Source organism: Streptomyces sp. NPDC093149 (genome assembly GCF_044754145.1).
Lineage (GTDB): Bacteria > Actinomycetota > Actinomycetes > Streptomycetales > Streptomycetaceae > Streptomyces.
Genome location: NZ_JBIVON010000006.1, coordinates 233,776 through 246,654, shown reverse-complemented (window position 1 = coordinate 246,654; position 12,879 = coordinate 233,776). Strand labels below are relative to the sequence as shown.

Here is a 12,879-nt window from a genome sequence, read left to right as displayed (position 1 = left end):
GCCGTTGGCGGCCGGTACTTCGTTACCTTACCTAATCTTTAACGCTTTCTTGACGCGTTCGATCGTTCGTACGACCACTTCGGAATTCGAACCATGTCGATGCCGCGTCAGAGCCGCGTCGGCGCTGCGCCTATGGTTGCTCCTGCACTCCCAGGACCACCTGCCCCTCGAAGGACAGCGATGCCCGCCAACACAACCGCCTCTTCCGGCACCACCGGTTCCACCGGTGGGAAGACCGGCAGGAAGAAGGGGCGACGTGCCCGCCTGATCGTGATCGTCCTGGTGCTGGCGCTTGTCGCGGGTATCGGTTACGGCGCGTTCTGGTCCGTATCAACCGTGCGGGCCTCGTACCCGCAGACGACCGGGTCGATCAAGATCGACGGCCTGGACGGCAACGTCGACGTCAAACGCGACAGCTACGGCATTCCGCAGCTGTACGCGGACACCGATGCCGACCTCTTCCGCGCCCAGGGCTTCGTGCAGGCGCAGGACCGCTTCTGGGAGATGGACGTCCGCCGTCACATGACGGCGGGCCGGCTCTCCGAGATGTTCGGCTCCGGGCAGGTCGACACGGACTCCTTCCTGCGCACGCTCGGCTGGCGCAAGGTCGCTCAGGAGGAGTACGACAACGTCCTGTCCGCGGACACCAAGAAGAACCTCCAGGCGTACGCGGACGGCGTGAACGCCTACCTCAAGGGGCGCGACGGCAAGGACATCTCCGTCGAGTACGCCGCCCTCGGCCTCACCAACGACTACAAGCCGGACGAGTGGACCCCGGTCGACTCGGTCGCCTGGCTCAAGGCCATGGCCTGGGACCTGCGCGGCAACATGCAGGACGAGATCGACCGCTCGCTGATGACCAGCAGGCTCGACGCGAAGAAGATCGAGGACCTCTACCCGCCCTACCCGTACAAGAAGCACAAGCCGATCGTCGAGGGGGGCGCGATCTCCTCGGTCACCGGGAAGTTCGACCCGGCCGCGACGCCGTCGTCGTCCGGCCTCGGCTCGGACACCGTGCAGGGCGCCACCGAAGGCGTGAACACCCAGCTCGCCTCGCTCTCCGACACCCTCGACCAGATCCCGGCGCTGCTCGGCCCGAACGGCAACGGCATCGGCTCCAACTCCTGGGTGGTTTCCGGCCAGTACACGACGACCGGAAAGCCGCTGCTCGCCAACGACCCGCACCTGGCGCCCCAGCTGCCCTCGCTCTGGTACCAGATGGGGCTGCACTGCCGCGAGATCTCGGCGAAGTGCCAGTACGACACCGCGGGCTACACCTTCTCGGGGATGCCCGGTGTGATCATCGGTCACAACCAGGACATCGCATGGGGCTTCACCAACCTCGGCGCGGATGTCACGGACCTCTTCCTGGAGAAGGTCTCCGGCGACGGCTACCTGTACGACGGCAAGATCAAGCCGTTCACCACCCGCGAGGAGACCATCAAGGTCGCGGGGGGCAAGAGCCGGACGATCACCGTCCGCGAGACCAACAACGGTCCGCTGGTCTCCGATCGCAGCAGCGAACTGGAGACGGTCGGGCAGAAGGCCCCCGTCGGCAACTCGGCTCCGGACCGGGCCGACGGGTACGCGGTCGCGCTGAAGTGGACCGCGCTGGACCCCGGCAAGTCCATGGACGCCGTCTTCGAGCTCAACCGGGCCAAGGACTTCAAGAGCTTCCGAGCGGCGGCCGAGCACTTCGAGGTTCCCTCGCAGAACCTGATCTACGCCGACACCAAGAACAACATCGGCTACCAGGCCCCCGGCAAGATCCCGGTCCGCCTCCAGGGCGACGGCACGATGCCCAGCCCCGGCTGGTCCTCGGAGTACGGCTGGAAGAAGGATCCGGTCCCGTTCTACGAGCTGCCCTACGAGTACAACCCGAAGCGCGGCTACATCGTCACCGCCAACCAGCCCGTCATCGACGAGAAGTATCCCCACCTGCTCACCAAGGACTGGGGTTATGGCACCCGCAGCCAGCGGATCAACGACCTCATCCAGTCGAAGATCAAGGGCGGCGGGAAGATCTCGACCGAAGACATGCAGAAGATGCAGATGGACAACACCAGCGAGATCGCCGCGCTGCTGGTGCCCGAGCTGATGAAGATCAACATCTCGGACAAGAGCGTCCGTGAGGCACAGAAGCTCCTGGAGGGCTGGGACTACACCCAGGAGTCCGACTCGGCCGCGGCCGCGTACTTCAACGCGGTCTGGCGCAACATCCTCAAGCTGGCCTTCGGCAACAAGCTGCCCAAGGAGATGCGGGTCAAGGGCGAGTGCCTCAACGTGCCCCGCGCCGACAGCTCGGGCCCGGTCGACGAGCAGGGCAAGCTGGTGCGCGAGTGCGGCCGGCGCGACGCGGACACGGCTCAGCCGGACGGCGGTGACCGCTGGTACCAGGTGGTCGCCAACCTGATGGACGACCCGAACAGCGACTGGTGGAAGTCGCCGAGGAGCGGTCGGGACACGGCGACCGAGAACCGCGACCAGCTCTTCGCCCGCGCCATGACGGACGCCCGCTGGGAGCTGACCGCGAAGCTCGGCAAGGACATCACCACCTGGAGCTGGGGCCGGCTGCACCAGCTGACCCTGAAGAACCAGACCCTCGGCACCGAGGGCCCCGGTCTGCTCCAGCGTGTCCTCAACCGCGGCCCGTGGAACATCGGCGGCGGCGAGGCCGCGGTGAACGCCACCGGCTGGAACGCGGCCGGCGGCTACGACGTCGTCTGGGTTCCGTCGATGCGGATGGTGGTCAACGTGGGGGACTGGGACAAGTCCCGCTGGATCAACCTCACCGGCGCCTCGGGGCACGCGTTCGCGGCGCACTACACCGATCAGACCGACAAGTGGGTCAAGGGCGAACTGCTCGACTGGTCCTTCGGGACGAACGCCGTCACGAAGTCGACGACCGACACCCTGACCCTCAAGCCGTAGGGCCCGTCCGGCGGGTCATGGCCGGAGTCACCACCGCGTCGACGGGGTGGTCGTGCGGTTCCTCAGGGACCCGCGCGACCACCTCGTTCTCGTACAGCAGGACGATCAGCGCGGGATGCGCCCCCGCCGCGGCGAGCCGGGCCAGCACCCGGTCGTAGCTGCCGCCGCCACGGCCGAGCCGCATTCCGCGCGCGTCCACCGCGAGGCCCGGCAGCAGGACCACGTCGGCCTCCAGAACCGCGTCCGGGCCGAGCCGTTCCCCGTCCGGCTCCAGCAGCCCGCGGCCGGCCGGGGCCAGACGAGCGGCTCCTTCGTACGGTGCCCAGTCCAGGTCGTTGTCCGGGAGGAGCACCGGCAGCAGCACCCGCACGCCGCGCGCGCGGAGCGCGTCCAGCAGGGCGCGCGTGCCCGGCTCGCTCCCCACCGAGACGTACGCGGCGACGGTGCGGGCCCCGGACAATTCCGGGAGACCCAATGCGACCCGGGACAGAACCACCCCGGCGTTTTCCACGTCTTCCCTGCTGAGAAGGCGCCGTACGGCGAGCAGTTCACGCCTGAGGAGCGCCTTTTGGGACATGTCGGTGTTCAATGGGCACCCTTGAATCTCTCGTATGTGCGTATAGGTGTACAAAATTAACCGGAACCTCACCTTCCGCCCATACGCACCGGATATCGTTCCTCGCATGACTCAGTCGCACACCAGGATCAGCAAGGCTGTCATTCCGGCTGCGGGGCTCGGTACCCGCTTCCTGCCGGCCACCAAAGCCACTCCGAAGGAGATGCTGCCTGTCGTCGACAAGCCGGCGATCCAGTACGTTGTCGAGGAAGCGGTGGCCGCCGGTCTCTCCGACGTACTGATGATCACCGGTCGCAACAAGCGCCCCCTCGAGGACCACTTCGACCGCAATTACGAGCTGGAGTCCGCGCTCACCCGCAAGGGAGATGCCGAACGGCTCCAGAAGGTCCAGGAGTCGAGCGACCTGGCCACCATGCACTACGTCCGACAGGGCGATCCGCGCGGCCTCGGCCACGCCGTGCTGTGTGCCGCACCGCACGTGGGCGACCAGCCGTTCGCGGTCCTCCTCGGCGACGACCTGATCGATCCGCGCGACCCCCTGCTGGCCCGCATGGTCGAGATCCAGGAGCGCGAGGGCGGCAGCGTCGTCGCGCTGATGGAGGTCGATCCCGGGCAGATCCACATGTACGGCTGCGCGGCCTTCGAGCCCACCGCCGAGGGCGATGTCGTGCGCGTCACCGGCCTGGTCGAGAAGCCCGACAGGGCCGAGGCGCCCAGCAACCTCGCCGTCATCGGCCGCTATGTCCTGGACCCCGCCGTCTTCGACATACTGCGCAAGACCGAGCCCGGCCGCGGCGGCGAGATCCAGCTCACCGACGCCCTGCAGCTCCTCGCCGAGGACGAGAAGATCGGCGGCCCCGTGCACGGTGTCGTCTTCAAGGGGCGCCGTTATGACACCGGCGACCGGAGCGACTACCTCCGTGCCATTGTCAGACTCGCGTGCGAACGTGAAGACCTGGGCCCGGACTTCAGGGCCTGGCTCCGCAGTTATGTCACCGAGGAGATGTAGCACTTTGAGCAGCAGCACGATCTGGTCGGTGGACGAGCACCTGGAAGACATTCTCGGCGCGGTGCGACCGCTCGAACCCATCGAGCTGCAACTGCACGACGCCCAGGGCTGCGTCCTCGTCGAGGACGTGGTCGTGGAGATCGCCCTGCCGCCCTTCGACAACAGCTCGATGGACGGGTACGCGGTCCGTGTCGCCGATGTCGAGGGCGCCGACGAGGAGTTCCCCGCCGTGCTCACCGTCATCGGTGACATCGCGGCGGGCAGTGGCGGGCTGCCCGGCGACCGGAGCCTCCAACCGGGCGAGGCCGCCCGCATCATGACCGGCGCCCCGCTGCCGGCCGGTGCCGAGGCCGTGATCCCGGTCGAGTGGACCGACGGCGGTACGGGCGGCGGCCCCGCCGACACCATGCGTGCCCACCGCGACGCCCCCGAGGGCGCGGGCGGCGAGGTCCGCGTCCACCGCCCCGTCGAGGCCGGTGCCCATGTCAGGGCGCGCGGCAGCGACGTCAAGCCGGGCGATCTGGCCCTGAGCGCCGGATCGGTGATCGGACCCCCGCAGATTGGGCTGCTCGCCGCGATTGGCCGCTCCACGGTGAAGGTGCGGCCCCGGCCGCGCGTCGTCGTCATCTCCACCGGCAGCGAACTGGTGCAGCCGGGCGAGGAGCTGGCCGGCGGCCAGATCTACGACTCCAACAGCTTCGCCCTGACGGCCGCCGCCCGGGACGCCGGAGCGATCGCCTACCGCGTCGGTGCCGTCACGGACGACGCGGATACGCTCCGCGCCACGATCGAGGACCAGTTGATCCGCGCCGACATCGTCGTCACCACCGGTGGGGTCAGCGTCGGGGCGTACGACGTCGTCAAGGAAGCCCTGTCGTCGGTGGGCGACGAGGACGAGCCCGGCAGCGGCATCGATTTCCGCAAGCTCGCCATGCAGCCGGGCAAGCCGCAGGGCTTCGGCTCGATCGGCCCCGAACACACACCACTGCTGGCGCTGCCGGGCAATCCCGTCTCCAGTTACGTCTCCTTCGAGCTGTTCGTACGGCCCGCGATCCGCACCCTGATGGGGCTTCAGGACGTGAACCGCCCCACCGCCAGGGCCGCGCTGAACACCGACAAGGCGCTGTCCTCACCGGCCGGCCGACGGCAGTTCCTGCGGGGCACGTACGACGCGGAGGCCGGCACCGTCACCCCTGTCGGCGGTTCCGGATCGCATCTGATCGCGGCTCTCGCCCGGGCCGACGCGCTGATCGTGCTGCCCGAGGACGTCACCTGTGCCGAGCCCGGCACGGACACCGAGGTGATCCTGCTCCGCTGATCCCCGGGCGGTGGCGGTACGGTATCTGCCGCTGTGCCTTCCCGGGGACACCCCCGGGGCCCCGGGGCCGCACCCCGGTGCGGGCCGAGCGGGCAACCGGCGCCCTACCGCGAGGCGGAGTGAGTTGAGTACGCAGAACAGGCTGACGCACATCGACGAGGCGGGCGCGGCCCGCATGGTCGACGTCTCGGAGAAGGACGTCACCGCGCGGGTGGCCCGAGCCAGCGGCCGGGTCCTCGTCTCGCCCCGCGTCGTCGAGCTGCTCCGCGGTGAGGGAGTCCCGAAGGGCGACGCCCTCGCCACCGCGCGCATCGCCGGGATCATGGCGGCCAAGCGCACCCCCGACCTGATCCCGCTCTGCCACCCGCTCGCCGTCTCCGGCGTCGAGGTCGACCTGGGCGTCGCCGACGACGCGGTGGAGATCCTGGCCACGGTGAAGACCACGGACCGCACCGGCGTCGAGATGGAGGCCCTGACGGCGGTCTCGGTCGCCGCGCTCACCGTGATCGACATGATCAAGGCGGTCGACAAGTCCGCGGTCATCACGGACGTACGGGTCGAGGCGAAGTCGGGCGGCAAGTCCGGCGACTACCGGCGCACCGCACCGGACGGAGCGGACGCGTGACGGCGCCCGGAAGCGGGCAGTCCGGTGAGGGGCGACCCGCCGGGCCTCCGCTCGGTGGCGCGCTGACCGCCCCGTACGCCGCCCTCGTCGTCACCGCGTCGAACCGGGCCTTTGCCGGGGTCTACGCGGACAAGGGCGGCCCTCTGATCTCCGAGGCGCTCACGCAGCTCGGCTTCACCGTCGACGGGCCGCGGGTCGTGCCCGACGGCGACCCGGTCGAACAGGCGCTGCGCGAAGGGGTTGCCGCCGGGTACGACGTCATCGTCACCACCGGCGGCACGGGCATCTCGCCCACCGATCGCACTCCCGACGTCACCCGCCGCGTCCTCGACCACGAGATCCCCGGCATCCCCGAGGCGATCCGTGCCGAGGGCCGCGACAAGGTGCCCACCGCCGCGCTCTCCCGAGGCCTCGCGGGCGTCGCCGGCGGCACGCTCATCGTGAACCTGCCGGGCTCCACCGGCGGGGTGCGCGACGGCCTCGCCGTCCTCGCACGTCTTCTTGTGCACGCCGTCGACCAGTTGCGCGGCGGCGATCACCCCCGACCCGGGAGCCCGAGCTGAACGTCCCGACCTGGCCGGTGGTCCTCAACGACGGCGAGGTCACTCTTCGTCCGGTGAAACTGCGCGACCAGCGCATGTGGCGCGAGGTCAACCGGCGCAACCGTGAATGGCTGCGCCCCTGGGAGGCGACCGTGCCGCCGCCCGCCCCGGGCGGTCCGGTGGCCCAGCGCCCCACCTATCGTCAGATGGTCCGTCATCTGCGCTCCGAGGCCCATGCGGGCCGGATGCTGCCCTTCGCCATCGAGTACGAGGGCCGACTGGTCGGCCAGCTGACGGTCGCCGGGATCACCTGGGGCTCGATGTGCTCGGGCCACATCGGCTACTGGGTCGACCAGGAGGTGGCGGGCCGCGGGGTGATGCCGACCGCGGTCGCCCTCGCCGTCGACCACTGTTTCGCCAGGGTCGGACTGCACCGCATCGAGGTATGCATTCGGCCGGAGAACAGGCCCAGCAGACGGGTCGTCGAGAAACTGGGATTCCGTGAGGAGGGCCTGCGCCCGCGCTATCTCCACATCGACGGCGCCTGGCGGGACCATCTCATCTACGCGCTCACCGCGGAGGAAGTGCCCGACGGGCTGCTGCGGCGCTGGCACCAGGCACGACCCGGAACTCCACGGGAAATCAAATAAGTGTTCGATATTGGTCGGCATATGGCCGCAAACGAACGCGCAAACACGCACGGGCGATCTGAACAATCACAAAAAAAGTCCTTGAAATCAGCCGGATCGTGCGACACACCGGGCCAATTGGCGGATGCCCCCGTGCAAACCCCTCTACGGTGTGAGACGTGAGCAGCAGCGGCCTCATCTACGCAGTCATCGTCGGGGCCTGGGCCGCCTACTTGGTGCCGATGTGGCTCCGCAGGCAGGACGAGCTCAATGAAGCCCGCCCGACGGAACGCTTCAGCACCGCCATCCGGCTGCTGTCCGGACGGGCGGCCATGGAGCGCCGGTACGCCAAGGAGTTGCGGGGACGCATCGCCGAGGAGGCGGAGCCCGACGTCGACCCGGACGTCGTCACGGATCGATTGGATTCCGTGGACGTCCGGGCCTTCGCCGCGCCTCCGGCGCACACCGAAGCCCGGATGCACGATCCGGCGCACCCGCCCGAGCACTCGGACCGGGAGCGCTCCGGGCCCGGCCCTTCGCGGCGCGCGCGCCCGCGTGCCGGTGCGGCGGACGCCGAGCGTGTCCGGCGCGCCCAGCGCCTCCAGGTTCTCGCGCGCCGGCGGCGCACCACTGTCGTCCTCTTTCTCGCCTTCACCCTCGGCGCGGTCGTCGCGGCGGTGGGCGGTCTCGGCTTCCTCTGGGCGCCCGCGGTGCCGGCGGTGCTGCTGAGCACGTACATCGTGCATCTGCGCTCGCAGGAGCGACGCCGGTTCGCCTTCACCATGGACCGGCGGCGGGCCGAGGTGGCGGCGCAGCATCTGCGCGAGAACCGTCCCCGCAGGCACCAGCCGGCCGCGGCGGCCCCCGCCGAGGCCGACGAGGAGCCCGAAGCGCGCCACCCCGAGCCCGAGCCCGCCCCCGCGGTCTCCCCGCAGGAGGCCGGCCGCCGCGCCCTGGTCGAGCAGACGGACCACGCGGAATGGGTCGACCAGCAGCGCGAACGCGGCCGGGTCCAGGGCGACAGCTGGGAGCCGGTCCCGGTCCCGCTGCCGACGTACGTCACCGCCCCGGTCGCCCCGCGCGTCACGGGCGGCGTCGAGGTGGGCAACCCGGAGACCTGGAGCGCGGCCCGCTCCAGCGCCGCCGAGCCCACCCAGACGGGCACCTCGCACCCCGTGGCGCCCCCCGTCGACCCGGCGCCGCGCCAGCGGACCAACCAGTCCCGGCGCACCCGCGACCGTGGCCGGACCCCGCTGTTCGACCAGTACGAGGACGGGGAACGTCCCCGTGCCGCCAACGAGTGAGTGCCTTCGGGCCCCGCTGCGACACCGACTCGGCTGACCAGCAAGGACCGGATTTCCGAGCACCCCTGTGAGGGTGCTAGAGTTTCACTCGTTGCAAGGGCCTGTGGCGCAGTCTGGTAGCGCACCTCGTTCGCATCGAGGGGGTCTGGGGTTCAAATCCCCACAGGTCCACCGCACACACGAGATCCCGCCCGATCGAAAGATCGGGCGGGATCTCGTCGTTCCGGGACTTCCTTCCGCACGGGTCCGTGCGGGGAAGGGGCCTCACGGACCGTCAGTGACGGCGGGCGGCCCACAGCCAGGTGACGTCGATCACGGCGATCGCGCCCCAGATCCCGCAGACGGCGGCAACGCCGGGCGGCGCGAGCGCTGTTGCGAGGGCGCCGAGTGCGACCGTGCCCAGCACCACCCGGGCGCCGCGCCCCGCGGTCAGGGACGCGCGCAGCGGCCCGGGTTCGGCCAGGCGGTCGGACAGGTAGGCATCGAAGGCCTCTGCGACCTGGTCGTCGATCTCGTCCCGCAGTCGGGCGTCCAGGGAATCGGGTGCGGATGCCGCCCGGGTCGCTCCCGCTGCGGCCCCGACGGTCGTCCCGGTGATGGCCCCGGCTCCCGGCGACAGCCTTCGGGTCAGGTCTCTTCGCATCTCGCCCCCGCGATCCCCGGCGCCCGATGGCGCCTCCCGGACCAACGTAGCGAGTGCAGAGATTCTCTGCAAACATTCTCTGCAATGATTGCAGAGAATCTCTGCACTATGCTGGCGAGCATGGTCGAGCGTCCCGAGACGAGAGTGCTCACCGGCCCGGACCTCAAGGCGTTCTACAAGGCGCTGTCCAATCCGGTGCGCCGCGACATCCTGAGCTATCTCGGCGAACACGGCGAAGCGAACTCCACCGGCGTCGCCAAGGCCCTCGGTGAGTCCACCGGTACCACCAGCTATCACCTGCGCAAGCTCGCCGACCTCAAGCTGATCGCGGAGATCGAGGAGCGTTCCACCGGGCGGGAGCGCTGGTGGAAGTCGCTCATGACCAACATCTTCACGCCGCCCGGCCTGGAGATGACGGCGGACGAACGCGAGGCCGCCGTGAAGATCGGCGCGCTCAAGATGACCCATGATCTGAATCTGGTCGTGCGGGCGTACGCCGGGTACGACGCCTCGGCGGGCTGGAACCAGATCTACCGGGCCGGGCTGCGGATGACGAAGGAACAGGTCGCCTCGTTCGCCGAGGAGTACCAGGCGCTGCTGCACAAGTACGCGAGCGCGCCCGGTGAACACCCGCCGGGCTCGCGCCAGATGGCCGTTCGCCTGGTGGTGCTGCCCGATGACGGGCGAGACGCGCTGCCCCCGGCCGACGGGGCGTGACGGCAGGGGAGTCGCGCCGAACCGCTGTGTGTTCAGGCGTGGTTGCTCGGTGCCCGGCGCGGGGACGTGTCGGTGGGGCGGTCTACGCTGGTGGTGCTCGGCTGCTTCCGTGGGTCCTGTCGGGGGTGTTCCCGTGACGGACCGGCTGCTCAGCTGTTCGTGATGTCCCGTACGGAGGAGCGTCCTGTGACGGCCGGAACACCCAAGGTCCAGATCGACACCAGCAAACCCCACCCCGCGCGCGTCTACGACTGGCTCCTGGGCGGCAAGGACAACTATCCGGTCGACCAGCGGGTGGGGGAGACGCTGCCCGAGGAGGCGCGGGGCAACGCGGCGCGGAACCGGGCCTTCATGCACCGGGCCTCCGCATGGCTGGCGCGGGGCGGGATCGACCAGTTCCTCGACATCGGCACCGGCATCCCCACGGCACCCAATCTGCATCAGGTCGTCCAGGCCATCACCCCGGCCGCCCGGATCGTCTACGCGGACAACGACCCGATCGTTCTGCGGCACGCGGAAGCGCTGCTGATCAGCAGCGCGGAGGGGGCCACCGACTACCTCCACGCGGATGTGCGGGAGCCGCAGGCCATCCTCGAACGCGCCCGTGAGCTGCTGGACTTCAGCCGGCCCATCGCGCTGTCCCTCATCGCGCTCATGCACTTCCTGCCCGACGACCAGGACCCGTACGGCATCGCCCGCACTTTGGTCGACGCACTGCCCGAAGGCAGCTTCCTGGTGCTCTCGCACGGCACGGCCGATCAGCATCCGGAGCTGCGGCAGGAGACCGAGACCGCGTACAGGAAGGGGGCGATCCCGCTGCGGATGCGGACCCGGAGCGAGGTCGAGCCCTTCTTCGAGGGCCTGGACCTCGTCGAACCCGGGCTGGTGTACGCCACCCAGTGGTACCGGGAGGGGCCTGCGCCCCTCGTCGAGCGCAGCGGTTTCTACGTGGGCGTCGGGCGGGTGCGCCGAGCCCGGGTGTGACGCCCGGGGCCGATGAGTTCGGGGCGGGTGCGCCGAGCCCGGGTGTGACGCCCGGGGCCGATGAGTTCGGGGCGGCGCGGTCGACGCCCCCGACGGGCGGTGGAGCGTCGTGCCGCCTTTTCCGTCCGGGGCCGGCGCCCGGTGCCGACCGTGGACGGCTGGTCCTCCTTCGCCCGGACGCTGCTCGCCGAGGGCCGACGGGTGCCGGGGCCCGTCAGCGCAGCGGCTTCGCGAAGCAGATGCTGCTCTCGTAGGTGCGGTAGTGGCCGAACTTCTCGCACGGGGTGTAGCCGCTGGACCTGTACAGCGCGATGGCCTCGGGCTGCTTGTCCCCGGTCTCCAGCACCATGCGGGTCCGGCCGGCCGCCCGTGCGTCGGCCTCCAGCGCGGCCAGGATGCGGCGCGCCAGCCCGTTGCCGCGGCCCTCGGGGATCACGAACATCCGCTTGATCTCGGCGTCGCCGTCGGAGTATCCCTCGGCGTTGCGTTCCTGGGAGCGCCAGCCACCGGTGGCGACCGGGCGTCCCTGCGCGTCGTAGGCGAGGAGGTACAGGCCGTTCGGCGGGTCGAACATCGACGGGGCGAGCGGTGTGACATCGCCCTCGTCGCCGTACCGCTCGGCGTATTCGAGCTGCACCTGGTCGTTGAGTTTGACGGCATCGGCGTGATCGAAGGGCCGAGGGTGGATAATCATGCGAAACATGGTACAGGTATGCGGTGCATTGGTGCCGGTATCGTGCCGTAATGCTCACTGTGACCTCCGTCAATGTAAACGGGCTCCGCGCCGCCGCCAAGAAGGGCTTCGTCGAGTGGCTGGCCGGGACCGAAGCCGATGTGATCTGCCTGCAGGAGGTGCGGGCCGAGCCGCAGCAACTGCCCGCCGAGGTGCGTGAACCGGAGGGCTGGCACACCGTGCACGCACCGGCCGCCGCCAAGGGGCGGGCGGGTGTCTCCCTGTACACGCGGCGTGCGCCCGAGCGTGTGCAGATCGGGTTCGGTGGCTTCGGGGACGCCGGGAGCGAGGAGTTCGACGCGAGCGGGCGGTACGTCGAGGTCGATCTGCCCGGTGTCACGGTCGCGAGCCTGTATCTGCCGTCCGGCGAGGTCGGCACGGAGAAGCAGGAGGAGAAGGAACGTTTCATGGCCGCGTTCCTCCCGTACCTGCAGGGCCTCAGGAAGCGCGCGGCGGCCGATGGCCGCGAGGTGGTGGTCTGCGGCGACTGGAACATCGCCCACCGGGAGGCCGACCTGAAGAACTGGAAGGCCAACAAGAAGAGCTCCGGCTTCCTCCCCGAGGAGCGGGAGTGGCTGACCCGGGTCTTCGACGAGGCCGAGTACGTCGATGTCGTACGGGCGTTGCGTCCGGAGGAGGAGGGGCCGTACTCGTGGTGGTCCTACCGGGGGCGGGCCTTCGACAACGACACGGGCTGGCGGATCGACTACCAGGTGGCGACGCCGGGGCTGGCCGCCCGTGCGGTGAAGGGCTGGGTCGAGCGGGCCGCGACGCACGGTGAGCGGTGGAGCGACCATGCGCCGGTGACGGTGGTCTACGAGCTGTAGACCCGCGGGGGCGCGGGCCGGGGCCCGGGGGAGTCGACGG

The 12,879-nt window shown here is 70.0% G+C and carries 13 protein-coding genes and 1 tRNA gene; 11 read left to right on the top strand and 3 right to left on the bottom strand.

Annotated features, from left to right (window positions below; all coding sequences use genetic code 11):
- Positions 1-180: 180 nt before the first annotated feature.
- A complete protein-coding gene (locus ACIQCZ_RS20315; protein ID WP_402283857.1) occupies positions 181-2,931 on the top strand; it encodes a penicillin acylase family protein in 2,751 nt (916 codons plus the stop codon).
- Here ACIQCZ_RS20315 and ACIQCZ_RS20310 read toward each other — a convergent pair.
- A complete protein-coding gene (locus tag ACIQCZ_RS20310) occupies positions 2,921-3,508 on the bottom strand; it encodes a 5-formyltetrahydrofolate cyclo-ligase (RefSeq protein WP_402283855.1) in 588 nt (195 codons plus the stop codon). The genes ACIQCZ_RS20315 and ACIQCZ_RS20310 overlap by 11 nt on opposite strands.
- Before the next feature lie 106 nt (positions 3,509-3,614).
- On the opposite strand from ACIQCZ_RS20310, the gene galU reads away from it, so the two are divergent.
- The 7 genes from galU to ACIQCZ_RS20275 all read left to right on the top strand — a co-directional run bounded on the left by galU (position 3,615) and on the right by ACIQCZ_RS20275 (position 9,106).
- Positions 3,615-4,517 carry a UTP--glucose-1-phosphate uridylyltransferase GalU gene (gene galU / locus ACIQCZ_RS20305; protein ID WP_402283854.1) on the top strand — a complete coding sequence of 301 codons (903 nt, stop codon included), beginning with the start codon at positions 3,615-3,617 and terminating at the stop codon, positions 4,515-4,517.
- Positions 4,498-5,835, top strand: a complete 1,338-nt coding sequence (gene glp, locus ACIQCZ_RS20300; protein WP_402283852.1) for a gephyrin-like molybdotransferase Glp — start codon at positions 4,498-4,500, stop codon at positions 5,833-5,835. The genes galU and glp overlap by 20 nt, the downstream gene beginning before the upstream one ends.
- A gap of 124 nt (positions 5,836-5,959) precedes the next feature.
- The gene (gene moaC / locus ACIQCZ_RS20295; protein ID WP_402283850.1) at positions 5,960-6,460 is read left to right on the top strand and encodes a cyclic pyranopterin monophosphate synthase MoaC; all 501 of its coding nucleotides are present in this window, start codon (positions 5,960-5,962) and stop codon (positions 6,458-6,460) included.
- 62 nt (positions 6,461-6,522) lie between these two features.
- Positions 6,523-7,023 carry a MogA/MoaB family molybdenum cofactor biosynthesis protein gene (locus ACIQCZ_RS20290; protein ID WP_351076141.1) on the top strand — a complete coding sequence of 167 codons (501 nt, stop codon included), beginning with the start codon at positions 6,523-6,525 and terminating at the stop codon, positions 7,021-7,023.
- 17 nt (positions 7,024-7,040) lie between these two features.
- Positions 7,041-7,652, top strand: a complete 612-nt coding sequence (locus tag ACIQCZ_RS20285) for a GNAT family N-acetyltransferase (RefSeq protein ID WP_402283849.1) — start codon at positions 7,041-7,043, stop codon at positions 7,650-7,652.
- Between the two features lie 158 nt (positions 7,653-7,810).
- The gene (gene glpR / locus ACIQCZ_RS20280) at positions 7,811-8,935 is read left to right on the top strand and encodes a gephyrin-like molybdotransferase receptor GlpR (RefSeq protein WP_402283847.1); all 1,125 of its coding nucleotides are present in this window, start codon (positions 7,811-7,813) and stop codon (positions 8,933-8,935) included.
- Between the two features lie 97 nt (positions 8,936-9,032).
- Positions 9,033-9,106: transfer RNA gene (locus ACIQCZ_RS20275), tRNA-Ala, on the top strand.
- Positions 9,107-9,209: 103 nt separating this feature from the next.
- Here the strand turns inward: ACIQCZ_RS20275 and ACIQCZ_RS20270 are convergent.
- Positions 9,210-9,578 carry a hypothetical protein gene (locus tag ACIQCZ_RS20270; protein ID WP_402283845.1) on the bottom strand — a complete coding sequence of 123 codons (369 nt, stop codon included), beginning with the start codon at positions 9,576-9,578 and terminating at the stop codon, positions 9,210-9,212.
- Positions 9,579-9,698: 120 nt separating this feature from the next.
- Here ACIQCZ_RS20270 and ACIQCZ_RS20265 point away from each other — a divergent pair, with 120 nt between their 5' ends.
- Both ACIQCZ_RS20265 and ACIQCZ_RS20260 read left to right on the top strand, forming a co-directional pair.
- Entirely contained in the window at positions 9,699-10,295 is a 597-nt protein-coding gene (locus ACIQCZ_RS20265; protein WP_402283843.1) for a helix-turn-helix domain-containing protein, read from the top strand.
- A 186-nt stretch (positions 10,296-10,481) separates the two neighbouring features.
- The gene (locus ACIQCZ_RS20260) at positions 10,482-11,279 is read left to right on the top strand and encodes an SAM-dependent methyltransferase (RefSeq protein WP_402283841.1); all 798 of its coding nucleotides are present in this window, start codon (positions 10,482-10,484) and stop codon (positions 11,277-11,279) included.
- A 214-nt stretch (positions 11,280-11,493) separates the two neighbouring features.
- On the opposite strand, the gene ACIQCZ_RS20255 is transcribed toward ACIQCZ_RS20260, so the two are convergent.
- Entirely contained in the window at positions 11,494-11,973 is a 480-nt protein-coding gene (locus ACIQCZ_RS20255) for a GNAT family N-acetyltransferase (RefSeq protein WP_402283840.1), read from the bottom strand.
- A gap of 50 nt (positions 11,974-12,023) precedes the next feature.
- Here ACIQCZ_RS20255 and ACIQCZ_RS20250 point away from each other — a divergent pair, with 50 nt between their 5' ends.
- On the top strand, positions 12,024-12,839 hold the full coding sequence (locus ACIQCZ_RS20250; RefSeq protein WP_351076067.1) for an exodeoxyribonuclease III: 816 nt from the start codon (positions 12,024-12,026) through the stop codon (positions 12,837-12,839).
- Positions 12,840-12,879 lie beyond the last annotated feature (40 nt).